Below are 23,642 nucleotides of genomic sequence, written 5' to 3' on the forward strand. Positions count from 1 at the left end.
GACGGCGGCCGACGGAAGAGGCTGACGGCCGGGCAGTCAGGAGTCCAGCAGGACCTGATCGAGCGCGTGCCGGCCGGCGGCGGCCGTGCGCGGGTGCGAGTCGGCGTTGACCGCCATCGCGGTGCCCATGCCCAGCGCCCAGCCGCGGGCGCGTGCCCAGGTGGGGGCGTCGGTTCCGGTGAGCCGGTCGACGTGGGCGCGGAACGCGCGGCGGCCGGGCGGATCGAAGACCAGCCAGGCGGCGGCCAGGTCGGTGGCGGGGTCGCCGCTGGTCAGGTCGCCGAAGTCGAGTACCGCGCACAGCCGTGCCGTGCCGCCGCCGCTGCCGTCGTCTGGGTCGAGCCCGGGGTCGGGGTCGGGGCGGACCAGCAGGTTTGCCGGGTGCGGATCGCCGTGCAGCCACAGCGGCGGCCCGGCCCAGGCGGGTACCTCGGTCAGCTCGTCCCAGATCGCCAGGAGCCGCGCGGCGTGCGGGATCAGGCCGCTGGCCAGCCGCTCGCGCACGGCCGGGGTACGGTGGGCCAGCGGCACGCCGCGCACGGGGTTGCGCGGTGCGTGGTCGGGCGCCGGGACGTGCATGGCCGCCATGAACCGCGCCAGATCCTCGGCGATGCCCGCCCGCCCGGCGGGCGGCAGCTGGCCGGCCGGCAGACCGTCGAACCAGCGGACGATGCTCCAGGGGTACGGGTAGTCGCGGTCGGGCCGCCCGACGCGTACCGGCACGGGCACGCGGGTACCGAGCCGGCCGGCCAACTCCGGCAGCCATCGCTGCTCGTTGGCGATGAGTTCGGCGGCCACGTGCCGGCGGGGCAGCCGCACGCACAGGTCGTCGCCCAACCGGTAGATGTCGTTGTCCCAGCCGTGCGCGGTACGCGTCAGCGGGCCGGCCAGGTCGGGGTGCTGGGAGCGGATCAGCCGCGCAACCAGGTCCGGATCGATGTCGAGGTCGGCGACGGGCGGCTCCATGCCCAGATCATCCCCTGGCGGCGGCGCGCGTACGTTCGCCATCCCGGCTAGCGGTCAGGATGCCGGACCGGCCTTGGCCACGGCGCCCTCGATGACCACCTCCAGGCACTCGCGAAACAGCTCGTCGACGGTGCGGCCGGGCTCGAAGTACTCGGTGATCGCGGCGACCACGGTCGGGTGCCCCTCGGCGAAGGTGGCCATGTCGAAGTCTCTCAACGCCTCCGCGTCCGGGCGGGGGGCCTGCTCTTCGAGGACGTGGCCGACCGTGAAGCGCTCGACGGTCAGCACGATCACGCGGGCCTGCCGCAGCGGGACGCCGCGCGCCACCAGGGTGCTCATCGCCAGTTCGGAGATGGCCGCCATCTTGAGGGAGAGCTGGGAGGCCGAGATGATCCGGGCCCCGTCGGGGTGAGCGAGCAGCGCCCGGCGCAGCCGCTCGGCGAGGCCGGTCAGCCAGTCCTGCCAGCGTTCATCCGGCTCGGGCGGCGACAGCTCGTCGAACTGCTCGCCGAGAATCGCCTCCGCGATGGCGGTGACCAGGGCCGCCTTGTTGGGCAGGTGCCAGTACAAGGTCGGGGATCGCACGCCCAGCCGTGCGGCGAGTTTGCGCGTTGTCACGGCGTCGAGGCCCTCGGCGTCCAGCAGGGCGACAGCCTCGGCGACGATCCGCTGTCGGTCCAACGTCAAATTCGGCACCTCCGTTCCCACTCTATCAGTGATAGATTCTCTCTATCACTGATAGAGAGAAGGAGATCGAGATGACAGCCGAGCGCTCGCTCCGCGGCCTGGCGCACCGCGCGACGCATCGCATTTCCGGGCTTCCCGCGCACGCCGAGCGTTCGGCCGGGCACCAGGGCCGGGCGCGCCACGGCCGGGCGCGCCGCCGCCTCGTCGCCCCTCGCCTCTCGCGCAACCATTCGCCCGCCCGCCCCCCTCGGGTGATGGTGGCCTGGCAGCGGCGGATCGCGGCGTTCTTCGGTCGGGAGCTGTGATGAAGGCGGCGGTGTTGCACGAGATCGGCGGCATCCCGCGCTATGAGGAGTTCCCGGACCCCGTGCCCGGCGAGGATGAGGTGGTCATCGACGTGCGGGCGGTCGCCGTCGAGAACGTCGACAAGGCCGTCGCGGCCGGCACGCACTACGCGAGCCAGCGGTACGTCGCCCAGTTGCCGGCGATCCCCGCCTTCGACGGCATCGGCACACTGCCCGACGGCACCGTCGTCGGGTTCGGCAACCCGCGCCCGCCCTACGGTGCGCTCGCCGAGAAGACGGTGGTGGCGAAGGGTTCGTTCGCTCCGATCGTGGAGGTGATCGATCCGGCCATCGCGACCGTGCTGGGCACGGCCATCACCGGCATGTCCATCAAGACCGCCGGTGGCTTCGTGCCCGGCGAAACGGTGCTGGTACAGGGCGCGACCGGGGTCGCCGGGCGGCTGGCGGTGAAGGTGGCCCGGCTGCTGGGCGCCGGACGGATCGTCGCGACCGGCCGCGACGACGACCAGTTGGGTGAGGTGCGCGCCCTCGGCGCCGATACGGTGATCAATACCGCGGTTTCAGACGAGGCACTGGCGCAGGCGTACCTCGACGCCCGGGGGGACGGCTACGACGTGGTGCTGGACTACCTCTGGGGCCGGCCCACCGAGATTCTGCTGCGGGCGCTGGTCCCGAAGTCGTTCGCGTTCCCGAAGCGGACCCGGGTGATCCAGATCGGTGAGTCGGCCGGCGGCGCGCTCACCCTTGCCGCGGAGAGCCTGCGCACCTCCGGGGTCGAGATCTGCGGTGCGGCCAAGGGACTTGACCCCCAGACCATGGGCGAGGTGTACGGGCAGGTCGTGACGTGGGCGCGGTCCGGCAAACTCACCTTCGACGTGGAGACGGTGCCACTGCGCGACATCGAAACCGCCTGGCAGCGCACCGACCTACGAGGGCGCCGGCTCGTCGTGCTGCCGTAACGGGGACGGTATCGCGACCGCCAGCGGGGTGCTGACCGGCGTCATGCGCACCGGTCAACACCCCGTCGAGTTCGCGCGCCAGCCGCTCAGCCGGCGTGCCGCGCGCGGGGTCGCTTGATCAGTGCTACCAGGTTGAGCAGCAGGCCGACCACGGCCACCGCGGTGACCAGGTTGACGCCTGGGTTGTACTGGCGGAAGTCGGCCGTCCCGGCGCTCGACGCGCCGCTGGCGACCAGTGCGGTGACCACGGCCAGTACCAGCGCGGCGCCGACCTGACCCGAGCTCTGCACCAGGCCGGAGGCCAGCCCCTGCTCCGAGTCGGCGATGCCGTCCGTCGCCTGCGACATGGCCGAGCTGAACCCGAAGGCGAATCCGGCGCCCAGCAGCACCATGGTGGGCAGGATGGTCACCGTGTAGTGCGGGGTGTTGCCCGCGGTGGCCAGGAACCAGACGTATCCCAGGCTGAGGGAGAGCATCGAGGCGACGATGAGCCGCTGCGACCCGTACCGGTCGATGAGCCGGCCCGTCAGCGGTGAGCCGAACGCGACCACGAGCCCGGCCGGCAGCAGGGCGAAGGCCATCTTCAGCGGCGACCAGTGCAGAACGTCCTGCAGGTACAGCGTCATCATGAACTGGAAGCTCAGGTACGAGCCGAACAGTGCCGCCATGCTCAGGTTGGCCCGCACGATCGAGCCGATCCTCAGGATCGCCAACCGGATCAGCGGGTGCCTGACCCGCTGCTCGGTCAGTACGAAGGTGATCAGCAGGGCGGCCGCGAGCGCGAACGAACCCAGGGTGAGCGGGTCGAGCCAGCCGCGCTGGGGCGCCGAGACCACCGTGTAGACGGCCAGCAGCATGCCGGTGGTGAGGGTGAGGGCACCGACCAGATCGTGCCCGCCCTCGGTCGCCCGCCCGTCCTTGCGGATCAGGGCGATGCCGGCGATCAGCGCGATCACCGCCACGGGCGCCGGGATCAGGAAGGTCCACCGCCAGCCCAGGCTGGTGAGCAGCCCACCGAGGATCAGTCCGCTGGAGTAGCCGCTGGCCCCGAAGACCGAGAACACCGACAGTGCCCGGTTGCGGGCCCGACCCTCGTGGAAGGTGGTGGTCAGGATGGACAGGGCGGTCGGTGCGGTGAACGCCGCGGCCAGGCCCTTGACGAACCGGGTGGCGATCAGCAGCGAGCCGCTGTTGATCAGGCCGCCGGTCAGCGAGGCCGCGGCGAAGACGGCGAGCGCGATCAGGAAGGTGTTGCGGCGGCCCAGCAGGTCGGCGGTGCGCCCGCCGAGCAGCAGCAGCCCGCCGTATCCGAGGACGTAGCCGTTGACGATCCATTGCAGGGAGGTGGTGGACAGGTGCAGGTCGGTGCCGATGGACGGCAGGGCCACTCCGACCATCGAGACATCGAGCCCGTCTAGGAACAGAACGGTGCAGAGCACCGCGAGAACCCCCCAGAGGCGCGGGGTCCAGCGCTGCTCCGTCGCTGAGTCGGGAAGGGCTGTGGCGGTCGCGGTCGCGGGGACCGTGGAGACCGGAATGGTGTCGGTGCTGGTCACGTCGAACACATTAGATGCACGCGCATTGGTTGTCCACGCATCATTTGCATAAGCAGCTAATGTGGCTGCATTAGATGCCCACGCAGGTGTAGGATGCGGCTCATGGGATCCGACACGGGTCTGGTCGACCGCTGGCGCTCACTGTTGAGCAGCTACAACGTGGTCGCGAGCCAGCTTGAGCGGGAACTGCAGGACGCGCACGGCCTGACGATGAGCGAGTACGAGACGCTCGACCGCCTGATCGGCGTCGACTGTGAGAAGCGCCGCATGCAGGAGCTCGCGGCCGACATGTACCTCAGCCAGAGCGCACTGTCCCGCACCGTCGCCCGGCTGGAGAAGGGTGGCCTGGTGCAGCGGACGCTGTGCGAGGACGACCGCCGTGGCGTGTACGTGAATCCCACCGAGGCCGGCGTGCGGCGGCACGCCGAGGCCAGCAAGACCCACCGCGCGGTCCTCGCCCAGCATCTGCAGGGCCAGCCCGCGCGCGTCTGACGCCGGTTCGTCCGGCCGGGTCCCGGGACCTCGGCGGCGGCTCGGTCGGCGGCGGCTCAGTCGGCTGCGGGTAAGTCTCCCGGTGCGGTGCGCAGGCGGGCGATCGCCTGTGGGGTCAGGTGCCGGGCGAGGGCGTCCAGCGCGGCCCGCACCTCGGTGAGGACTTGAGGATCCCGGCTGCCCAGCGCCGCGCCGAGGGCGCTGTCGATCGGGGCGGCGCGCACCTGGGCGACGCGCTCGGAGACCTGCGATGCCGGCCGTACCAGCAGGCGGCGTCGGTCCTGGGGATCGGTCGAGGTGTCGACGGCGCCGGCCTCGCGCAGCCGCGCGACGCACGCGGACACCTTGCTCTGCGGGAAGCCGGTCCGCTCGGCGATCTCGCCCACCGCGCTGTCGGGGTGCGCGCGGATGTCGCTGGCGACGATGAGCACCGAACGGTGGCTGGTGGAGTACTGGCCGACGCCGTCGGTCGGGATGGCCTCCTCGCCAATCTTCATCAGCGTCCGCCCGAGCAGAAACAGTTCGATGCCGTTCACGTCGGCGATGATACATCAGTTCAGATACATCTCACTTGATGCATCTAATCTGATGGGTTACGGTGGCCCGGCGACCGATGAGCCGATTGCGTGGAGGACCCCGATGAACAGCACCGCGACAGCCACGGTTACCCCGATCGTCGGAGCCGGCGTGTTGCCGGTGCCGGGCGCGAGGCTCTACTACGAGGTGCGCGGCACGGGGCCGCTGCTGCTGATCAGCCAGAGCGGCGAGGGCGACGCCGAGCGCAGCACCGACCTGGTCGACCACCTCGCCGCCGACTTCACGGTGTTGACCTACGACCGCCGGGGGCTGTCCCGCAGTACTCTCGACGACCCGGCGCGCCCGGCCACGCTGCCCGAGCACGCCGACGACGTGTACCGGCTGGTCGCCGACCTCGCCGACGAGCCGGTCGCGATGCTCGGTTGCAGCATCGGCGCCGTCATCGGGCTGCACCTGGCGGTCCGGCACCCCGGTCGAATCGCCACTCTCGTCGCGCACGAACCCGTCGCGCCGTGGCTGCTGCCACCGGCCGAACGCGCCCACCATGAGGCCGAACTTCGCGCGATCCAGCAGACCTATCGCGCGGGCGGTCTACCCGCCGCGTTCGCGCAGATCGCACAGGTGCTCGGCATCGATCCGGTCAATCAGGAGGTCGAACCGGACCTGATGCCGCAGCCGATGACGCCACAGCGGGTGGCCAACTTCGACCGGTTCATCCGGCACGACTTCACCGCCGTCGTGCGGGACGCACTGGATCCCGTGCGGGTCTCGGGCATCGCCGGTGCCAACGACGCCGCCGGTATCGCCGGTGCCAGCGACCACGCCGGGTCGACCGGCATCCGCGTCGTGCCCGCCGCCGGGCGTACCACCCCGCGTTCCGTCTTCGACCACCGCTGCGCCCAGGAGTTGGCGCTCCTCCTCGACACCGAACTCGTCGAGTTCCCGGGTGGCCACAACGGCAACACCACCCACCCCGCCGCGTACGCCGCCCAACTCCGCCGGGTCCTGCGCACCGAGTGACGCCGATCGGGGCCGGCCGTCTTCAGCGCCGGGCCTCGCCCGTGGGGCGGTGACGGCGGGTGGAGAATCCGGGAATGACCGTTGCCGGGCAGGATCCTTCCCACGTCCGTTTGCTCGCCGGCAATGCCTCCAGCGGGCGCCCGGTCTACGAGGCGGTGCCGGCGCTGCCGGTCGAGCCCGGCGTCTACGACGTTCTCGGCACCCCCGGACTGGCCGCGGGTTGCGCCGCGGGGGACCGGATCCGCGTCGGCGACGATGGGAAATTCGAGGTACTGCGCCGCGGGGGAAACCTGTGCCTCCTGCTGTACCCGTCGCCACCACCGGCCGACGACGAGGTCGCCGTGCTCGTCGCGGCGTTCCAACGGCTCGACGGGCTGGTCGAGTTGCCGCCGCACCGGCGATTCGTCGTGATCACCGTGCCGGTCACCGCCGGGTTCGAGGCCGTGGAGGATGCCGTCAACGGGTGGACCGCGGCGCGCGGCTGCCCGTGGGAGTACGGGAACGTCTACGACGACGACGGCGAGGCGCTGGGTTGGTGGAGGACCGGGTGACGAACGCGGTCGCGGTCGAGGCCGACCCGGCGCTCACCGCTTCCACATGTAGGGCGTCGTCGTGGAGACCTTGACCAGACCGGAGCGTTCGAGGATCGGGCGCGAGTACTCCGTCGAGTCGCTGTTGATCAGTGTCTTGCCGTTATGGAGTGCCGAACGGGCCCGCGCGGCCGTCAACGCGCGGTAGATCCCACGACCGCGCCACTGTTCGCGCGTGGCGCCGCCCCAGATTCCCGCGAAGTTGGTCCCGCTCACCGGCTCCAGCCGGCCGGCGCTGACGATCTGCCCCTCGGCCTCGGCCACCCACATCTCCATGCCGTCGCCGAGAGCCAGGCGGCGCAGCATCGCGTTCGCCATGTCATCGCTGGCCGGGGTGCCGAAGACCTCGTCCTGCATCGCGACCATCGCGCGGACGTCTGGCTCCTCGGTGACCCGGCGCAGGGTCACACCCTCGGGCAGCGGAACGTCGACGGCCAGCAGCCGCGCCTCGCCGACCATGATCGACTCGGTGTCGTCCGCGGTGAACCCGTTGTCCAGCAACGTCTCGTGCAACCCCGGCGCGTGATCGTGCCCGCGGGTCTTCCACTCCACCCGGTTGATTTCGGGGTCGGCCCGGTAGTGGGCGAGCACCTCCGCAACGAGCCGCCGGATCGTGCCGGCGTCCGCCCCGTCGAGGTCGCGGTAGGTGACGAAGCCACGGCCACCCGCGAAGGTCACGAGTCGCAGCGGTCCGTGTCTGGTGACCGAGATCGCGCTCGGCGTCTCGGCGTCGGTGCGTAGTTGCTCGTCATAGGCCGCGAGAAGGTGAGCAGAATCGATCACGCCCGTCACGGTGCAGTAGTGGGGCCGAAGGGGCAACCGGTTTTTCTGGCGGCGTCGCGGTGCCTGGACCGCGGGGCGTCATGGGGTAAGCCAGTCGATCAGCGCCCGGGTGGCCGCGGCCGGCCGTTCCAAAGTGGACAGATGGCCGCAGTCGGGGATCACGGCCAACCGGGCGTCGGGTATCGCGTCGGCAAGCTCCCGTGCCTGCTCGACGGGGGTGACGGTGTCCTGCGCCCCGACCAGAACGAGGGTGGGACAGTCGATGGCGGCCAGGCCGTCGCGGGAGTCGGGACGGTTCATGATGGCGGCCTGTTGGCGGCCGAACGCGTCGGGACCGGTCTCATCCGCCATCTGGCGGACCAGCTGCCGCAGCTGGGCGTCGGCGACCCGGGCGGGGTGGACCCAGCCGTCGTACAGCTCGTCGACCACCGCGTGGAACTGGCCGGTGCCCACCCGTCGCAGCTGGTCGTGCCGGCGCGCTCGGCGTTCGGGGGAGTCGGCGCGGGCGGTGGTGTCCAGCAGGGCGAGGCGGTCCACCCGGTGCGCGGCCTGCCGCATGATTTCGAAGGCCAGATAGCCGCCCATCGACAGCCCGACGAGCGTGAAGCGCGGCGGCGACCCGGCCAGGATCGACCGGGCCAATTCGGTGAGGTCACCGGCGTGGCAGTGATTCGCCAGGGTGACCGGTCCGAGCCGCCACAGGTCGGGAAGCTGCTCGGCATACAGGAGGGGCGAGCACAGCAGGCCCGGGATGAGAACGGTCGGGATCTGGTCCACCTGCTCGCTCCGATCGGGCACCTTCGGTTGGGACTGGTCCATGATTCACCGCCCTCCTCGGGCGTCCTGGGGGGAGACCAGCGACGGCGTGGCGGCCGAGGTTCCCGATCGGCCGGTACGGCAAACGTCGCGTGTGCCATGTTCGCGGCACAAACCCGCCAGCCAGACGCCGTGACCCACGCTACCGCGGAGGCTCAGGCGTTCCCCCATGGCGATCTGCCTGGCCGCAGGAGTTTCGTGGATTCCCACAAGAGCGACCCCGCAAATTTCGAGGGCGCAGCCGTAAAACCGCTGGTCATCGGTGGATAGCGTCGAATCGCGGCGAGTCACAGCCGACTACGAGTTGATGTAGCTACCAGGGGGACTTCACATGGCAAACGGTTATGAATCGCTGCTCCAGATGGTCCATGGCTTCTGGGTATCACAGATCGTCCGCACCGCCGCCGACCTGTCGCTGGCGGAGCACCTCGCGGACGGTCCGCGGACGGCAGCCGACATCGCGACCATCGAAGGCTCGGACCCGGACGCCACGCACCGGCTGATGCGAGCGTGTGCGAGCCTCGGCCTGGCCTCGCACGCCAATGGCGCTTTCGCGGGCACGCCTCTGCTCGCGTTCCTGCACAAGGACTCCCCATTGTCGTTGAGAAGCTACGCACTCGCGCAGACCGCGCCCGGGCACTGGCTCACTTGGGGGCAGACGCCCGCGGCGGTACGCGCGGGCCGGACACAATCGCACGAAGTGCTCGGCATGTCGATCTTCGACTACCTCGCCGAACACCCGGACGAGGCGGCGCTCTTCGGCACCGCGATGACCAATCTGTCGACGCCGGTCATCCTCGGTGCCGTCGGCTCGCTCGACGTCTCGACCATCGACACCGTCGTGGATGTGGGCGGTGCCGACGGCGCCTTCGTGCTGGAGTTGCTGGCCAGGCGCGCGCATCTCAAGGGCGTCGTCCTGGACTTGCCGCACGCCGTGCCCGGCGCGACCTCGGCGGCCAAGGCGCGTGGCCTCGACGACCGGTGCACCGTGCGGCCCGGCGACTTCTTCGAGCAGGTCCCGGAGGGTGACCTGTTCCTGCTGAAACACATCCTGCACGACTGGCAGGACGAAGAGTGTGTGCGCATCCTGCGCAACTGCCGTGCGGCCATGCGCCCGGGCGGACGGATCGCGATCGTCGAAATCGTCATGGACGAGGACGCTGGCGGCATCGCTCCACTGATGGACATCGCCATGCTGACCATGCTCAGCGCCCGGGAACGGACCCTGGCCGAGTTTGACGCCCTGCTGGCGCAGGCCGGCCTGCGGCGCACCCGCGTGACGCAGGTGGATGACAGCCCCTACGCGGTCATCGAGGCGGTTCCCGCCTGACCCGGTCAGGTCGTCGCGCTCGCTGGCGGCGGTTGCCGCTCGGCGAGCGCGATGCTCAGCAGGGACCGCTGCGCGCCTTCGAGAGTTCGCGGATCCCAACCGGTCAGCTGCTGCCAGCGGTCGAGTCGGTACTTGACGCTGTTGGGGTGGAGGTGAAGGGCCTCAGCGGTCGCGGCGATGGAGAAGCCGTGGTCGGCGTACGCGCGTACCGCCTCGTACAGATGCGGTTGGTTGGTCGCCTTCCCCGCGTCGAGCAGCGGGCCGAGCCGTTCGGCGTGCGGCAACAGCGTGGCCAGCAACCACGACGAGCGGAAGCTGACGATCCCGCCCTCTGGCGATTGCTGCGCGACGGCCAGGGCGCGTTCGGCGTCAAGCAGGCTCTCGGTGGCACCGCCCAGCCCGGATCGGGGGAGACCGAGCCCGACGGCCAGTCGGCCATCGCCGCTGTCCAGCAACTGGACGATGCGGCGCTCCGGAATGCCCTGGGACAGGACCACCAGCATCGGACCGCGAACCACCACGCACTGCGCGCCGCCGTGGTCGCGCAGGCGCCAACGAAGCTGATCGATGAGCTCGGGTGCCATCAGGGCAACCAGGCAACTGGCCGCCTGGAACATCCCGTCGTTATCGAAGCCCAACGCGCGCGCCAGCATTGTGGTCTCCTCGGCGACCGTTCGCCCACCGTAGAGCGCGTCCAGGAGTTGGTGACCAAGATCGATCTGGAGTTCGTCTCGAGCCCGGGCGACATCGGTGTAGCCGTTGGCGATCGCCGCGCTCGTCATCTGCAACGACGCCATGAGCAGGTCGACCGTCTCACGAGACAGCGCCCCGGATTCGGCGCGGCTCGCCACCAGTTCCCAGAATCCGCGATAACCATGGTGAAAGGCGCCGAGCACCGCTTCGAGCGGAAGTCCCTGCCGCGCCCGGGTCCGCCCGAGCGCTCGCGCCCAATCGAGGTCGTCGAGGGTCGGCGGGTGCCGCTGCGCCAACTGCTTCAGCAGCAAGCGGAACTGCCGACGGACGGAGGCTTCGTGTTCGGCCCAGGACGTCCTGGCGTAGGCCTCGGCGTGGGCCGCGCGTGCCTCGTCGACGATCGGCTTGATCAGCACGGAAGGATTGATCTCGATGTCCCGGCCGAGCGCCTCGATCAGCGACCAGTCACCGGACTTGTCTGCCTGCCGGCCGCTGTCTGTCACGAACGCTCCGTACCGAACAACCATTGGAACAGACCGAGATTAGCGCGGAATTCCGCTGCGTCGACCTTGAACGAGATCGCTGGGGCCCATTTCGCGTACCGCCAGCTGTTCGCGCACGGGAAACAGGTCGGCCCACTACCCCAACCCACGAATGCCTCGCACCCGGCGACGCGGAGCCGTTACCCTGTTCCCCAGGTAGCTTGTCGCAGGTCAAGGGCAAGACGCTGGCAGTCAACGAGCCATGATCACTGCCTGACACGGCAGTAGCACCTATCCCCGGCGGCGTCGCGCCGCGCCGGTCCTCAGCCGCTGCCAGCCCGTCATCAGGCGGGCGCCGTTGTTTCGCACGGCCAACCCGAACCGGGTGGCCGGCACCATCAGCCTCGCGGCCGCGCCGAATCCGTTCTGCTTCGGCGCGACAAGCTTGCGGTGCTCGTACTCGTAGGCCTTCAGCCCCTGTTCGGGGCGGTCGCGGTGTTCGGCCAGCGTGTGGGCGAGCGTGTACGCCCCCGCCATCGCCAGGCTCGACCCCTCGCCGAACAGCGATACCGACGACGCGGCGTCGCCGAGCAGCCCTATGCGCCCCTGCGACCAGGTGTCGAGGCGCACCTGGCTGACGGCATCGAAGTAGAGGTCCGGGGCGTCGCGCACGCGCTCGAGCAGCTCGGGCACGAGCCAGCCGGCGCCCGCGTACGCCTGCTCGACGATGCGCTTGTGCTGGTCGGCCCGCCGGTGGTCGTAGCCGGGTACGGGCCCGCCGCGCCAGATGAACGCCGCGATGCCGCCGTCGCCGTGCACCGGATGGAGGGAGGCGAGGCGGCCGGGCGTGCCGTAGAGCAGCACGTCGGTCGTTGGATTGAGCTCGCGCTCGACGGGCAGAGTGGCCACGTAGAGCCCCCGGTGCTCCACGAAGTCCGTCTCCGGTCCCCAGGCGAGCCTCCGGACCGTCGAATGCTGGCCGTCGGTGCCGATGACCAGGTCGAACCGGCGCGGTGCGCCGCGCTCGAAGGTGACGTCGACGCCGCCACCGTCCTGGGTGAGGGTCGAGATGGAGTCGCCGTAGATGAGTTCGGCGCTGCCGGCCAGGGCATCGCCGATGATTGAGGCCAGGTCGGCCCGGGGCACCTCGACCTCGTTGGTCCGGTTGACCGACAGGTTCACGCGACTCTTGTGCCGCCCCCGGGCGTCCAACAAGGCGAGGCCGGTGGTCGCCGTCGCGGCGGCGCGCAGCCCGGGGAGCAGGCCCATCCTCTCGGCGATGGGAAACGCGGGTCCGCGTACGTCGACGGGGTTGCCGCTGGAGCGCTGGGCGGCGGCGCGCTCGACGATCGTCGGCGCGAACCCGTTGCGGGCGAGCCAGTAGGCGAGGGTCGGGCCGGCCACGCCGGCGCCGGAGATGAGTACGGTATTCGCGGTCATGTCTTGACTGTATGACCAAATTTGAAATTTGGTCAAGTGTTAATATCTCCGGGTGACAGCACGCACCGATCGCGAGACGAAGATCCTCGATGTCGCCGCCGAACTGCTGGTCCGGCACGGCTACCGCCGGGTCAGCATCGACGACGTCGCCGGCGCCGCCGGTGTCGGCAAGGGCACCGTCTACCTGCATTTCAAGACGCGCGAGGAGCTGTTCGGCGCCGTGTTCGCCCGCGAGGTACGCGGCGCGGTCGCCGATATGGTGGCCGCCCTGCGCGCCGACCCCACCGTCGCGCTGCTGCACCGGTTCGCCGCCGAGTTCTTCCTGGCGATCCTGCGCCGCCCACTGCTGTACGGCATGGTGATCGGCGACGTGGAGATGTGGGGCAAGCTGGTCGGCTCCGAGCCCGGCCACGACGGCGCCCGGCACGATGCGGTGATGGCGTCCTATATCGACGTTCTGGCCGCACGGGGCCTGGTGCGCGCGGACCTGGCGCCGCCGGAGCTGAGCTACGCCTTCCAGTCCGTGTTCGAGGGCTTCATCTACGCCGAGCGCACGGCCGGCGGGACGGGTCCGCGCGAGGACCGGGCGCGGTTGCTGTCGGCAACCGTCGAGCTGGCGTTTTCCCGGCCGGGTGCCCCCGACGCCGCGCTCGCCGACGAGGCCGCCGCACTGCTGTCCCGCCTGGTCTGATCGCCCGCTGCGCGACGAGCGCGAGTTCACGCTCGACCGGAGTCGGGCCAGGAGGCCAGGTGGGGCGCCAGCGCCAGCGGCTATGTCGTGACGGCCGCGCGCGGTCAAACGGCTAGATGATTGCCTCCAAGGCCCGGGCTGTCGGGCTTGAACCCGACGTAACGGGGGTTCTAGCGGTGCTGTTGCGCGTCGGTGCGCTTTCAGCGTGTGTAGAGTCCGTCGAGGCGGCCGCGGGCCAGGGCCGGGCCGCTTACAGTGGCGAGCACCGCCCTGGGCTTGGCTGTGTCCAGCGTTGCGTCGCCTTCCGCTGAGGTGACGGCGGTGGGCAGGGCGAACAGTTGGAAGACGTACCGGTGCAGGCCGTGTCCCTTGATCGGTTCGGGGCCGGAGTAGCCGTGCCCCATTTCTGAACGAAGTACCCGCACTCCCTGGACCGGACTTCCTGCGTTCAAGGCTCCGGTGGGCAGCGTGACGAGATCGGGTTCAAGCAGGGCGACACAGTGGACGAACGGGGTGCGGGTGGGAGAGTCGATGTCCTGGACGACCAGCAGTAGTTGGGCGGCGCTTGCGGGTATGCCGCTCCAGGCAAGAGCCGGAGAGTGGTTCTCGCCGCCGGCGCGCTTGCCGATGTGGGCCTTAGGGATAACGCTTCCGTGTTCGAACTCGGAGCTGTGAAGGCCCAGCACCTCGGGTCCAGCCATGGCGGGGAGGTTCCAGGCCAGATGAGCTTCGCCGGCGCGCTTGTTCTTCAGTAGGGTTCCCAGAATAGTCATGGTGTGTCCTTGTCTGTCGCGGGTGTGGGTAGGTCTACTGGGGCGCGTTCTCTCACCAGCGGACGGCAGTGAAATCGACCGGTCGAGGCCGTAGCAGACGCGTGCGTTCCACCAGCGCTTGCAGCCGCCGGGACATCTCGTCAGCGGGCAGGCGGTGGCGGTCACCGTGGCCTGGCAGGATCCATTCGAATCGCAGCCGCCCGACCGTCCTGGCCAGGGAGGTGGCCAACTCCTCGATGGAGTACCAGGTCACGCTTTCCACGACTTCCAGATCACCGGTGGCGCGCGACCAGTAGACGCTGTCTCCGCTGAAGCAGTACCGGTCATCCGCGAGGTAGAGCACACTGCCCTGGGTGTGGCCGGGCAGTGGATGAGCGGTGACCCCCTCGCTGATCTCCAGAGGTTCGAGGCCCGGGATCACGTGGTCCGCGTTCGGTGCCGCGTCGAGGTCGCCCTCGTGGATCCACAGTTGGGCGCCAAAATAGTCCGCATAGCGGCGGCCGTGTGCGGCGTGGTCTCGATGTGTGAGTAGCACGTCGGTGACCGGGCCCGACGCCGCGTAACGCTTGGCGAGTTCACGGCTCCAGCGAGGCGTGTCGATCATCATCGCCGTGCCGGACGATCGCAGCAGCAGGTAGGAGTTGGCCCCGGCGGTGTGCCGGGAGTTGTGTCCGCACATCAGTACGCCGTTGTCCAACGCCATCGGAAAAGGGTCGAGCGCCTGGTCCGGCTGCCCGGACGCCGGGCGGATCGAGCGTGTGGGGCAGGCGAAGGCGGCTGCGTGGAGGCGCCGGGTCTCCGCCTCGTCGCTGGGCGGGCGCAGGATCTGCGACCTTCCGCTGGCCTCGCCGATCAGGTCGGGCGCGAGCTGTCGGGCGGCGTCACAGTTGATGCAGCGGTCATCCACGTACCAGCCGTTCATGGCGGGCTCCTTCCAAGCGGAACGACCCAGACCAGGGCCGGCCGTTGCCCCCTGCACATCCCAGGAGCAACGCATCGGATACAGTAGCTGCACAGCTAAGTATCTGCACCGAGAAGATAAATGGAACCCCGCATGCCCGTCAAACCGCAGGACGACCAGACCAACGAACTGGCCAACCGGATCATTGCCTCCATGACGGACCTCGCCGGAGCCCTGGGACGACTGAACGACCTGATCGCCCAGCATCTCGGCATCGCGCAGACCGATCTGCTCTGCCTGCACGTACTCAACCGCGCCGGAGCCTCCACCGCCGGCGCGCTCAGCTCTCAGCTCGGGCGCACCACTGGCGCAGTCACGCACATGATCGACCGCCTGGAGAAGGCGGGATACGTCCGGCGTAAGCCGGACCCGAAGGACCGCCGCCGCGTACTCGTCGAAGCCTCGGCCCCAGGACTCGAACGGATCGCATCGTTCTACGAACGGATCGACGCGCGCAGCCGCCGATTGATGGACACCTTCTCCGGCGACCAGCTGGCGGCGATCCACACCTTCCTTCTGGGCAGTTACGAAAGTGCCGCCGAAGAGTGTGACCACCTGATTCGGTAGCGGGGTCCCGCCTCGCACTCCACGTTTCTTAGCGTGAGGAGGCGGAGACATCGGTGAAGCCAGATCTCGACAGCTTGGCCACCGCACTGTACGTGAGATCCGGCGACCTGCTGAGACAATCACCTCAGCTGGCACCCTGGCCGGTGGGCATCGCGCCGAAGCTCAACGACGCGGAACTGGTCACGCTGGCGGTGCTGCAGGCCCTGCTGGGCTTCACCTCCGAGCGGCGGTGGGTCCGTCATGCCCGGTGGCGTGATCGCTCGCGTCCTGCAACGCGTTCTGGCGCTGACCGCCGCGATCTGGCACAACGACCACACCGGCCAGCCCGTCAAACGTGCCTTGACCGCCTACGACCACTGAACCCCTTGGAAGCAATCAGCTAGTGGGGATCCGGGGCAGGCAGGGCAGTGCCTACGCGGCCTTGGTGGCGAGGTGATGATGACGGCGGGACGCTGCGGGGAAGAGCTTGAACGCGCGGTGGCCGAGGCCGTCGACTTCCTGCGGGGTGAGTATGGCTGAGGCATGCAGCGCCTCGATGTTGCGGGCCATGCTGGCTTCGTTGGAACAGGGGACCCCGGCGTCGGCGCCGTAGACGAGGTGGTCGCGCGGCACCATGGTGAGCGCCGACGCGAGGTTGGCGTCCGTTCCGGTCGCAGCGGTATCGAGGTAGAGCCTTGCCAGATCCGCGCGGATGTCGGAGGAGGTCAGGCCCTGCGGGTTGGGTACCCACGGTTCGGCACCGAGGAGGCCCAGGCGGCCGGAGAGCGCGGGCAGCGCGCCGCCACAGTGCGCGAGCACCACTGTCAGGTTGGGGTATCGGCGGAAGAATCCTGTGTACAGAAGGTCCACCAGTGCCCGGGTGGTTTCGAAGGTGACCTCGACCAGCGCTGCGGGCTGCCCGAGCGGTGGTGCGATGTCGGTTCTGGGGTGTACGAAGAGTACCGCGCGTCGCCGGTCCAACTCCGCCCACACGGGAGCAAGGCGTTGGTCGCTGAGGGAGACACCGTGTCGTTGAGTGGTCAACAGGTAGCCGTCGGGGTGGGTCTGGGAGTCACCGCGCTCGATCTCGGCCAGGCACGCATCCGGGTCGTCGATGGGCAGTCCGGCCAGTAGACCGAAGCGGTCCGGGTGGTCCGCGACCAGTTGTGCGCCGTAGTCGTTCCAGACCCGCAGTTGCGGCACGGTGGGCGCCAGCGGCACCGGGCTGAGCATCTGCATGGCAATGCCCAGCCGGTCCATGGTCGCGAGCGTGGTTTCCGGCTGCCAGTGGTAGGGCTGCGGCGCCAGGAAACGGGCCTCCTGCAATCCGCGCCACTGGGCCTCGCGTTCCTGCGGCGTTGTCGGTGGGGTGAAGTGCGCATGGATGTCCACCCAGCCGTTTGCCCTGGTCATAGCATGTTCCCCTTCATCAAGATTTATTGCACTCGGGTGCAACGATACGATCCCCTGCACCCGAGTGCAATAATTCGTGCTGTGACGCAGTCGTGGGCCGGGGAGCCGGATGGAAGGACACGCCACCGGCTGGCCACCCGGGAGCGGGTGTTCCAGGCGGCCATCAAAGTGTTCGTGACGCGCGGCTACGACAACGCCACCATGAACGAGATAGCGGCCGAGGCCGGAGTGGCCCGACGCACCGCCTTCAACCAGTTCGCCGCGAAATCCGACATCGCGGTCGAGTGGGCGATCCGGCGAGGGGCGCATGCCTTTGCGCTGACCCGGCAGGCCGACCGGCCGACACGATCCGTGCCGGACCGGATCCGGGCCTACTTCCATGAACTCGCGGTGATGACCGAGCACGACTGGGAAGAAACTCGACAACTGACGACCGGCTGGCTGCGCGGGTACGGTTCGCCGAACCACCGCTCATGGTTGTCCGAGGAACTACGCAACTGGCTGTGCGAGTGGCTACATGGCCAGCCGGACGACCGGCTCCCCCAAGGGGCCACCGATCCGGGGCTGGCCACCGATGTGCTCTACGACGTCTACCAGGGCGTGCTCATCCGCTGGATGCCGCAACAGTCCCCAGGGCCAGGGCGGTTCACCGCGGAGGTCGACGCGGCGATCGCGCTCGTGCTGGCCGGCCTGCGCCATTCGGCGCTGTCTGCCTAGGTTTGCCGATCCTTCACTGCCGGGTCAGGAGCAGTCGGGGTCCCTTGCGGTGGGTGCTTTGGCCATGAGCGGTCGCCGACTGGCTGTTGCGACCGGCCGAGGGTAGGGCACGACCATCGCCCGGCGCGGCCTGATCGCCGAGCCGGTTCCCCTTCATCCGACAGGGGCGATCGTCGCTCGCGGCGCCGCCGGCGGGGCCTCTCGCGGCGCCTCCATGCCGCCACGTCGCATCGGTTGTGGACGAGTGGCCGCCGGCCCGAGGCGACGTAATGCGGCGCATCTTCGAGTCGGCGAGGCGAAATCCCCGATCTGGGTGGCGGCGGGAGGCCCGGCCATGGCAAGCTGTTCTAGAACAGTGCCGATAGTTCTAGAACTGTGAGGTGAGCGCGGTGGGCGATGTGGCGCTGCGGGCGAGTCAGGAGCCGGCGGGCCGGCCCAGGAGGATGGGCGATCCCGGGCCGTTGGGGAAGTTCGGTGACTACGGTGGCCGGTTCGTGCCCGAATCGTTGGTCGGGGCGTGCCGCGAGGTGGAGGAGGCGTTCCGGGAGGCGTGGTCCGATCCGCAGTTCCGGGGCAGCCTGGCCACGCTGCTGTCGGTGCATGTGGGTCGGCCGACCCCGCTGACGCCGGCCTGGCGGCTGTCCGCGGAGCTGGGCATCAACCTGCTGCTCAAGCGCGAGGACCTGACCCACACCGGCTCCCATAAGATCAACAATGCGCTGGGTCAGGCGCTGCTGGCCGCCCGGATGGGCCGCACCCGGCTGCTGGCCGAGACCGGGGCCGGGCAGCACGGGGTGGCCACCGCGACCGCCGCCGCGCTGCTGGGGCTCAAGGCCACCGTGTTCATCGGCGAGCGCGACGCCCAGCGCCAGGCGCTCAACGTGTTCCGGATGCGGGTGTTGGGCGCCGAGGTGGTGGAGGTGACGACCGGCAGCCGCACCCTCAAGGACGCCACCAGCGAGGCGATGCGCCAGTGGGTCGGGGCGCTGGAGGACGCGTACTACTGCGTCGGCTCGGTCGTCGGGCCCTACCCGTACCCGTGGATGGTCCGCGAACTTCAGCGGGTCATCGGCGAGGAGGCACGCGGGCAGTGCGCCGGGGAACTGAGCACCGGCGTGCCGGACTACGTGGTCGCCTGCGTCGGAGGCGGCTCCAACGCGGCCGGCACGTTCGCCGGGTTCGTGGACACCGGTGCCCAACTGATCGGCGTGGAGGCCGACGGCGGCGCGGGGGCGAGCCGGGGACGCCTCGGCGTGCTGCACGGCTTCCGTTCGCTGTTCCTGCAGGACGACGACGGCCAGATCACCGAGGCCGAATCCATCGCCGCCGGCCTGGACTACCCCGGCGTCGGACCGGAGCACGCCTACCTGCGCGACCTGGGGCGGGCCCGCTACGTCACGGTCACCGACACCGAGGTGGTCGACGCGGCGCTGCGGCTGGCCCGTACCGAGGGGATCCTGCCGGCGCTGGAGTCGGCGCACGCGGTGGCCTGGGTGATCCGCGCGGCCGAGGCCGGCGAGCTGCCGCCCGGCGCGACCGTGCTGCTGACCCTGTCCGGGCGCGGCGACAAGGACACCACCACCCTGATGGAGCTGCTGTGACCGGCCGGCTGGAGACCCACCTGCGGGCCCGCCGCGAGGACGGGCGCAGACTGCTCATGCCGTACGTGACCGGGGGCATCACCGCCGACTGGGTGGACTACCTGCGGGCCTTCGCCGACGCGGGGGCCGACGCCATCGAGGTGGGCCTGCCGTTCTCCGACCCCACGCTCGACGGCGTCACCATCCAGCAGGCCTCGTACGCGGCCCTGGCGCGCGGGGCGACCGCCCGCGGCATCCTGGCCGACGTGGCCGGCGTGGATCCGGGCGTACCGCTGGTCGCGAGCACCTACGACAACCTGGTCGTGCACGCCGGCCCGGAGCGGTTCTGCGCCGCGCTCGCCGGCGCCGGCGTCGACGGCCTGATCGTCGCGGACCTGCCGATGGAGGAGTCGGACGGGCTGAGCGGCCCGGCCGCCGAGGCCGGCATCGACCTGGTGCTGCTCGCCTCGCCGGCCACGCCCCCGGCCCGGCTGGACGAGATCGCCCGGCGCAGCCGCGGCTTCGTGTACACGGTGTCGCTGATGGGCACCACCGGGGAGCGCGGGCAGCTGGCGGCCTCGGCCACCGAGTTGGCCACCGCGCTCAAGGCGGTCACCGACCGGCCGGTGCTGCTCGGGTTCGGCATCTCCACGCCGGAGCAGGCGGCGCGGGCCGCCCGCCACGCCGACGGGGTCGTGATCGGTGCCGCCATCATGCGGCAGATACTGGACGGCGCGGGGCCGAAGGACGTCGGCGCCTACCTGGCGTCGGTACGCCGGGCACTGGACCGGGAGGATGAACTACCACGATGAGCCCCGAGCCCGGACACGAGGCGAGGTACCGCACCATCGCCGCAGACCTCGCCGCGAAGATTCGGTCGGGACACTACGCCCCCGGCGAGGCGCTGCCCGCCCAGCGCGAGCTGAGCGCCTCGTACGGGGTCACCCTCATGACGCTGCGGCAGGCCCTGCGGCGACTGTCCGATGAGGGGCTGATCGTGCAGCAGGCCGGGCGCGGCACCTTCGTGGCGCCGCCACACCTGGCCTACCAGCTCGGTTCGCTGCGCAGCCTCGCCGACGACCTCAAGGCGCAGGGCCACGAGGTGCGCACCCAGGTGCTGGGCCGGTCGCTGCGCAAGGCGCCCGAGCGCATCGCCGCGGCGCTGCGTACCCCGCCGGGGTCCGTGGCGCTGCGGCTGGAACGGATACGCGAGTTCGCCGGGCGCCCGGCGATCCACCAGGTGTCCTGGGTCCGGGACCCGTACGCGCAGCAGATCCGCGATCGTGACTTCACCGCCGCGTCGCTGTACGGGGCCCTCGCGGACGTGGGGGTCGCGGTCGCCCGGGCATCGGAGACCATCCGGCCCGAGGTGCTGGACGAGGGCATCGCACGGCACCTGGGCGAGCAGCCGGGCCGCCCGGTGTTCGTCAGCGACCGGATCACCCACGCGCTGGACGGCACGGCGGTGGTGGTCGACCGCGCGACGATCCTGGGCAGCATGATGGAGGTCCGCACCGAGCGGGCGGCCACCGGCTTGTCAATCAACTGGGGTGCGGCCGGCTGAAGCGTCTGGCCGGCTGAGGCGCATGGGCGGCTGAGGCGTATGGCCGGCTGAGGCGTATGGCCGGCTCAGGGATGCGGCCGGCTGAGGGAGGTGGCCGTGATCCGGCGGCCGGGGGCATCATGCTCGGATGACCGATCACGACGAGATTCCGGCCGGTGTCGACCGGGACGCGCTGACCGCGCTGGCCGGCGGGTACCACGCCCGCACCGTGCGCCCGCTGGGCGCCGGCCAGGCCGCCGGGCACCTGGTGAAGTCGTACGCCATCGAGGCGCCCGGCCGCACCGTGACCGACGAGGACGTTCGGGCGGCCCTGGGCATCACCGCCGATCACCTCGCGACCGCCCGGCTGCGCGGCTCCCTGGGGCTGACCGTGCTGCTGATTCACGCCGGTGGCGACGGCGACTACGTGCTGGTGCACACCTGGATCGAGGGATACATGGCCGATTTGGCCGTGTTCACCGGGCCGGCCGGCGATCCCGCCCAGCTGCGCCCGGGACGGGCCGGCCTGGCGCCGTGCGTGTGGGAGGCAGCGGTGCTGGCGCACGAACGGGACGCGTTCACTCGGCACCTGCTGGCCGGGGACGGCGTGCTGGACCAGCGGCTGGCCGCGTGGCGTGGCGACGTGCTGGCGGGCGAGGTCCGGTAACGCCCCGGCGGGGACCACCGCGAGCTGTTACGCACCCGGCCAACGTCCGGGCGGGCGAACCCGCCCGGACCCCCCCGGGCCGCCCGCCCTACCGGTCCTGCAGGTCGCGCAGGGCCTTGACCACCTCTGCGGGCGCCTCCTCGGCCATGAAGTGGCCGCAGGACACCGTGCGGTGGTCGAGGTCCCGCGTCCAGGCGCGCCACAGCGCCGCCGCGTCGAAGCCCAGTGCCGCGCCCCAGTCCTGCTGCAGCACGGTCACCGGCATGCTGAGCCGGTTGCCGGCCGCCCGGTCCGTCGTGTCGTGCTCCACGTCGATGAACGCCGAGGCGCGGTAGTCCGCCACGATCGAGGGGATCGCCGCCCGCGACGCGGCCAGGTAGGCCGCCCGGATGTCGGCCGGGATCGCGTCGGGCCGCCGGGCCCAGATGTCCAGGAAGTACCCGAAGAACGCGTCGGGGCTGCCGGCGATCAGCCGCTCGGGCAGGCCGGGCGGCTGGGCCATCAGGTACAGGTGGAACCCGACCGCCGCCGAGGCGCCCCGCATCGCCTCCCACATGTCCAGGGTCGGCAGCACGTCCAGGGAGGCCAGGTGGGTCACCGCCGCCGGGTGATCGAGCCCGGCCCGGATGGCCACCAACGCGCCCCGGTCGTGCCCGGCCAGCGCGAACCGCTCGTACCCGAGGGCCCGCGCCGCCGCCACCACGTCGGCGGCCATGACGCGCTTGGCGTAGGTCAGCCCGTCCGGGTCGGCGGGCTTGTCGCTGTCGCCGTACCCGCGCAGGTCCGGCACGATCACGGTGTGGTCGGCGGCCAGATCGGCGGCCACGTGCCGCCACATCAGATGGGTCTGCGGGAAGCCATGCAGCAGCACGATCGGGCGGCCCGTGCCGCCGACGGCGACGTTGAGCGCCACCCCCTCGGCGACAGGTACCCGCTGGTAGTCGAACCCGGTGATTCTCGGTGCCACGGTGGAGTCCTTCTCGTTCTCGAGACCCGCCCGGATGGCCGGTCCGGAACCAGCGTGCCCGCCGCCAATCAGCAACCAATCAGCACGCGCTGACCCGATTCCCGGCAGGGCGGCCCCGAAATCCGGGTTTCGGGCCGCTTAACGGTCATTGTGGCGGTCGAGGGGACTATTCGCCTCGGCCGTTCGCGATTCGTCGCGGGTCGGTGATTCGTCGTGCGTCGGGATGGGACTCGTTGGGGCGGAAGCCGTCCGGGCCAGGGAGGCGAGCACGCGTAGTTTCTCGTCGCTCTCGCTACCCCGATCCGGGTAGTAGAGGACGAGGAGCAGGTCGTCGACGGGGAGCTTGTCGCGGTGGAGGCGAAGCTCGCCGACGACGGGATGGTTCACGGTGGTGGTGCCGCCTTCGAGGCTGCGGATGTCGTGGCGCGCCCAGAGGGTGCGAAAGCGCTCGCTGGACAGGGCGAGTTCGCCGACCAGTTCAACGAATCGCGGATTGTCGACGTCGTCGCCGATGGATCTTCTGAAGGTGGCCACGAATCCTTCCAGGGAACGCGCCCAGTCCTGTTGGAACGCCTGCTCCTCGGGATCGAGCAGCAGCGACCGCAGGCGGTTTCGCCCGGGCGCGAGGCGCGGGGAGAGTGCCACCGCGAGCTGGTTGGAGGCAAGCACATCGAACGCCCGCCCCTCCACGAACGCGGGAACCTGCACGCTGGCGAGGAGCTGGTGCAGGCGTGCGGGTACGTGTTCGGGCTTCCGGCGTCGCCGCGGCGTCGGGTGTGGGGCGGCGAGGCCGAGGAGGTATTCCTGTTCGAGCTCGTCGAGGCGCAGCACCCGGGCCAGCGATTGGAGGACCTGCGCCGAGGGGTTCTTGTCGCGGCCACGCTCAAGCCGCAGGTAGTAGTCGGCGCTGATGCCGGCGAGCATGGCGAGTTCTTCACGGCGCAGTCCGGGAACGCGACGGTGCGCGCCCGCGGGAATCCCGGCCTGCTCGGGACTGACCAGCGCCCGCCGGGCGCGCAGATAGCCGCCCAGCAGGTTGGCGCGGTCGTCGTCACTCACATTTTGATCGTAGTTCGGCTCCTGCGGCCGAAGGGGGGCCCTGGGAGGACCCGGGAAAACGGGGGCACT

26 protein-coding genes and 2 pseudogenes are annotated in these 23,642 nt (G+C 70.4%); 15 read left to right on the top strand and 13 right to left on the bottom strand.

Going from position 1 to position 23,642, the window contains the following annotated elements; translation table 11 throughout:
• Nucleotides 1-36: 36 nt before the first annotated feature.
• Entirely contained in the window at nucleotides 37-966 is a 930-nt protein-coding gene (locus tag ABEA87_RS25655) for an aminoglycoside phosphotransferase family protein (protein ID WP_345633743.1), read from the bottom strand.
• A 54-nt stretch (nucleotides 967-1,020) separates the two neighbouring features.
• Nucleotides 1,021-1,653: a TetR/AcrR family transcriptional regulator C-terminal domain-containing protein gene (locus ABEA87_RS25660; protein ID WP_345633746.1), complete on the bottom strand. Its 633-nt coding sequence runs from the start codon at nucleotides 1,651-1,653 to the stop codon at nucleotides 1,021-1,023.
• A gap of 71 nt (nucleotides 1,654-1,724) precedes the next feature.
• Here ABEA87_RS25660 and ABEA87_RS25665 point away from each other — a divergent pair, with 71 nt between their 5' ends.
• Both ABEA87_RS25665 and ABEA87_RS25670 read left to right on the top strand, forming a co-directional pair.
• On the top strand, nucleotides 1,725-1,958 hold the full coding sequence (locus ABEA87_RS25665) for a hypothetical protein (RefSeq protein WP_345633748.1): 234 nt from the start codon (nucleotides 1,725-1,727) through the stop codon (nucleotides 1,956-1,958).
• The gene (locus ABEA87_RS25670) at nucleotides 1,958-2,917 is read left to right on the top strand and encodes a quinone oxidoreductase family protein (protein ID WP_345633751.1); all 960 of its coding nucleotides are present in this window, start codon (nucleotides 1,958-1,960) and stop codon (nucleotides 2,915-2,917) included. The genes ABEA87_RS25665 and ABEA87_RS25670 overlap by 1 nt, the downstream gene beginning before the upstream one ends.
• 86 nt (nucleotides 2,918-3,003) lie before the next feature.
• On the opposite strand, the gene ABEA87_RS25675 is transcribed toward ABEA87_RS25670, so the two are convergent.
• Nucleotides 3,004-4,473: an MFS transporter gene (locus tag ABEA87_RS25675; RefSeq protein WP_345633754.1), complete on the bottom strand. Its 1,470-nt coding sequence runs from the start codon at nucleotides 4,471-4,473 to the stop codon at nucleotides 3,004-3,006.
• A 102-nt stretch (nucleotides 4,474-4,575) separates the two neighbouring features.
• Here ABEA87_RS25675 and ABEA87_RS25680 point away from each other — a divergent pair, with 102 nt between their 5' ends.
• A complete protein-coding gene (locus tag ABEA87_RS25680; RefSeq protein WP_345633757.1) occupies nucleotides 4,576-4,965 on the top strand; it encodes a MarR family winged helix-turn-helix transcriptional regulator in 390 nt (129 codons plus the stop codon).
• Between the two features lie 56 nt (nucleotides 4,966-5,021).
• Here the strand turns inward: ABEA87_RS25680 and ABEA87_RS25685 are convergent, their stop codons facing one another.
• Nucleotides 5,022-5,501 (bottom strand): MarR family transcriptional regulator, encoded by a 480-nt coding sequence (locus ABEA87_RS25685; protein ID WP_345633760.1) that lies wholly within the window; start codon nucleotides 5,499-5,501, stop codon nucleotides 5,022-5,024.
• A gap of 103 nt (nucleotides 5,502-5,604) precedes the next feature.
• Here ABEA87_RS25685 and ABEA87_RS25690 point away from each other — a divergent pair, with 103 nt between their 5' ends.
• Together ABEA87_RS25690 and ABEA87_RS25695 are read left to right on the top strand one after the other, a co-directional pair.
• Nucleotides 5,605-6,522 (top strand): alpha/beta fold hydrolase, encoded by a 918-nt coding sequence (locus ABEA87_RS25690; RefSeq protein ID WP_345633762.1) that lies wholly within the window; start codon nucleotides 5,605-5,607, stop codon nucleotides 6,520-6,522.
• A gap of 74 nt (nucleotides 6,523-6,596) precedes the next feature.
• On the top strand, nucleotides 6,597-7,073 hold the full coding sequence (locus ABEA87_RS25695; protein WP_345633765.1) for a DUF4265 domain-containing protein: 477 nt from the start codon (nucleotides 6,597-6,599) through the stop codon (nucleotides 7,071-7,073).
• Nucleotides 7,074-7,106: 33 nt separating this feature from the next.
• Here the strand turns inward: ABEA87_RS25695 and ABEA87_RS25700 are convergent, their stop codons facing one another.
• Together ABEA87_RS25700 and ABEA87_RS25705 are read right to left on the bottom strand one after the other, a co-directional pair.
• Nucleotides 7,107-7,895 carry a GNAT family N-acetyltransferase gene (locus ABEA87_RS25700; RefSeq protein ID WP_345633768.1) on the bottom strand — a complete coding sequence of 263 codons (789 nt, stop codon included), beginning with the start codon at nucleotides 7,893-7,895 and terminating at the stop codon, nucleotides 7,107-7,109.
• 78 nt (nucleotides 7,896-7,973) lie between these two features.
• Entirely contained in the window at nucleotides 7,974-8,714 is a 741-nt protein-coding gene (locus ABEA87_RS25705) for an alpha/beta fold hydrolase (protein ID WP_345633771.1), read from the bottom strand.
• A 328-nt stretch (nucleotides 8,715-9,042) separates the two neighbouring features.
• Between ABEA87_RS25705 and ABEA87_RS25710 the strand changes: the two genes are divergently transcribed.
• On the top strand, nucleotides 9,043-10,041 hold the full coding sequence (locus tag ABEA87_RS25710; protein ID WP_425570954.1) for a methyltransferase: 999 nt from the start codon (nucleotides 9,043-9,045) through the stop codon (nucleotides 10,039-10,041).
• 5 nt (nucleotides 10,042-10,046) lie between these two features.
• Here ABEA87_RS25710 and ABEA87_RS25715 read toward each other — a convergent pair whose 3' ends face one another.
• Nucleotides 10,047-11,150 carry a PucR family transcriptional regulator gene (locus ABEA87_RS25715; protein WP_345633777.1) on the bottom strand — a complete coding sequence of 368 codons (1,104 nt, stop codon included), beginning with the start codon at nucleotides 11,148-11,150 and terminating at the stop codon, nucleotides 10,047-10,049.
• 357 nt (nucleotides 11,151-11,507) lie between these two features.
• A complete protein-coding gene (locus tag ABEA87_RS25720) occupies nucleotides 11,508-12,656 on the bottom strand; it encodes an FAD-dependent monooxygenase (protein ID WP_345633780.1) in 1,149 nt (382 codons plus the stop codon).
• Between the two features lie 52 nt (nucleotides 12,657-12,708).
• On the opposite strand from ABEA87_RS25720, the gene ABEA87_RS25725 reads away from it, so the two are divergent.
• Nucleotides 12,709-13,347, top strand: coding sequence for a TetR/AcrR family transcriptional regulator (locus ABEA87_RS25725; protein WP_345633783.1), 639 nt, complete (start codon nucleotides 12,709-12,711; stop codon nucleotides 13,345-13,347).
• 200 nt (nucleotides 13,348-13,547) lie between these two features.
• Here ABEA87_RS25725 and ABEA87_RS25730 read toward each other — a convergent pair whose 3' ends face one another.
• Both ABEA87_RS25730 and ABEA87_RS25735 read right to left on the bottom strand, forming a co-directional pair.
• Nucleotides 13,548-14,120, bottom strand: a complete 573-nt coding sequence (locus tag ABEA87_RS25730) for a YbhB/YbcL family Raf kinase inhibitor-like protein (RefSeq protein WP_345633786.1) — start codon at nucleotides 14,118-14,120, stop codon at nucleotides 13,548-13,550.
• Between the two features lie 52 nt (nucleotides 14,121-14,172).
• A complete protein-coding gene (locus ABEA87_RS25735) occupies nucleotides 14,173-15,042 on the bottom strand; it encodes an MBL fold metallo-hydrolase (protein WP_345633788.1) in 870 nt (289 codons plus the stop codon).
• A 132-nt stretch (nucleotides 15,043-15,174) separates the two neighbouring features.
• Between ABEA87_RS25735 and ABEA87_RS25740 the strand changes: the two genes are divergently transcribed.
• The 3 genes and pseudogenes from ABEA87_RS25740 to ABEA87_RS25750 form a co-directional block, all read left to right on the top strand.
• Nucleotides 15,175-15,648, top strand: coding sequence for a MarR family winged helix-turn-helix transcriptional regulator (locus tag ABEA87_RS25740; protein WP_345633791.1), 474 nt, complete (start codon nucleotides 15,175-15,177; stop codon nucleotides 15,646-15,648).
• Between the two features lie 53 nt (nucleotides 15,649-15,701).
• Nucleotides 15,702-15,896 (top strand): annotated as a pseudogene (locus tag ABEA87_RS42700) (IS982 family transposase); the annotation flags it as partial.
• Between the two features lies 1 nt (nucleotide 15,897).
• Nucleotides 15,898-16,008 (top strand): annotated as a pseudogene (locus tag ABEA87_RS25750) (IS982 family transposase); the annotation flags it as partial.
• A gap of 51 nt (nucleotides 16,009-16,059) precedes the next feature.
• On the opposite strand, the gene ABEA87_RS25755 reads toward ABEA87_RS25750, so the two are convergent.
• Entirely contained in the window at nucleotides 16,060-17,040 is a 981-nt protein-coding gene (locus tag ABEA87_RS25755; RefSeq protein ID WP_345633793.1) for an amidohydrolase family protein, read from the bottom strand.
• Between the two features lie 3 nt (nucleotides 17,041-17,043).
• Between ABEA87_RS25755 and ABEA87_RS25760 the strand changes: the two genes are divergently transcribed.
• From ABEA87_RS25760 to ABEA87_RS25780, 5 genes are all read left to right on the top strand, one after another.
• Entirely contained in the window at nucleotides 17,044-17,757 is a 714-nt protein-coding gene (locus tag ABEA87_RS25760) for a TetR/AcrR family transcriptional regulator (RefSeq protein WP_345633795.1), read from the top strand.
• 443 nt (nucleotides 17,758-18,200) lie between these two features.
• Complete coding sequence (gene trpB / locus ABEA87_RS25765) at nucleotides 18,201-19,358, top strand: tryptophan synthase subunit beta (protein ID WP_345634003.1); 1,158 nt, start codon at nucleotides 18,201-18,203, stop codon at nucleotides 19,356-19,358.
• On the top strand, nucleotides 19,355-20,149 hold the full coding sequence (gene trpA, locus ABEA87_RS25770) for a tryptophan synthase subunit alpha (protein ID WP_345633797.1): 795 nt from the start codon (nucleotides 19,355-19,357) through the stop codon (nucleotides 20,147-20,149). The genes trpB and trpA overlap by 4 nt, the downstream gene beginning before the upstream one ends.
• Entirely contained in the window at nucleotides 20,146-20,901 is a 756-nt protein-coding gene (locus ABEA87_RS25775; protein WP_345633799.1) for a GntR family transcriptional regulator, read from the top strand. Before trpA ends, ABEA87_RS25775 begins: the two co-directional genes overlap by 4 nt.
• 127 nt (nucleotides 20,902-21,028) lie before the next feature.
• Nucleotides 21,029-21,547, top strand: a complete 519-nt coding sequence (locus ABEA87_RS25780) for a hypothetical protein (RefSeq protein WP_345633801.1) — start codon at nucleotides 21,029-21,031, stop codon at nucleotides 21,545-21,547.
• Nucleotides 21,548-21,635: 88 nt separating this feature from the next.
• On the opposite strand, the gene ABEA87_RS25785 is transcribed toward ABEA87_RS25780, so the two are convergent.
• Both ABEA87_RS25785 and ABEA87_RS25790 read right to left on the bottom strand, forming a co-directional pair.
• On the bottom strand, nucleotides 21,636-22,514 hold the full coding sequence (locus tag ABEA87_RS25785) for an alpha/beta fold hydrolase (protein ID WP_345633803.1): 879 nt from the start codon (nucleotides 22,512-22,514) through the stop codon (nucleotides 21,636-21,638).
• Between the two features lie 138 nt (nucleotides 22,515-22,652).
• Nucleotides 22,653-23,573 (bottom strand): helix-turn-helix domain-containing protein, encoded by a 921-nt coding sequence (locus tag ABEA87_RS25790; RefSeq protein WP_345633805.1) that lies wholly within the window; start codon nucleotides 23,571-23,573, stop codon nucleotides 22,653-22,655.
• Between the last annotated feature and the right edge of the window lie 69 nt (nucleotides 23,574-23,642).

Source organism: Rugosimonospora acidiphila (assembly GCF_039543385.1).
Lineage (GTDB): Bacteria > Actinomycetota > Actinomycetes > Mycobacteriales > Micromonosporaceae > Rugosimonospora > Rugosimonospora acidiphila.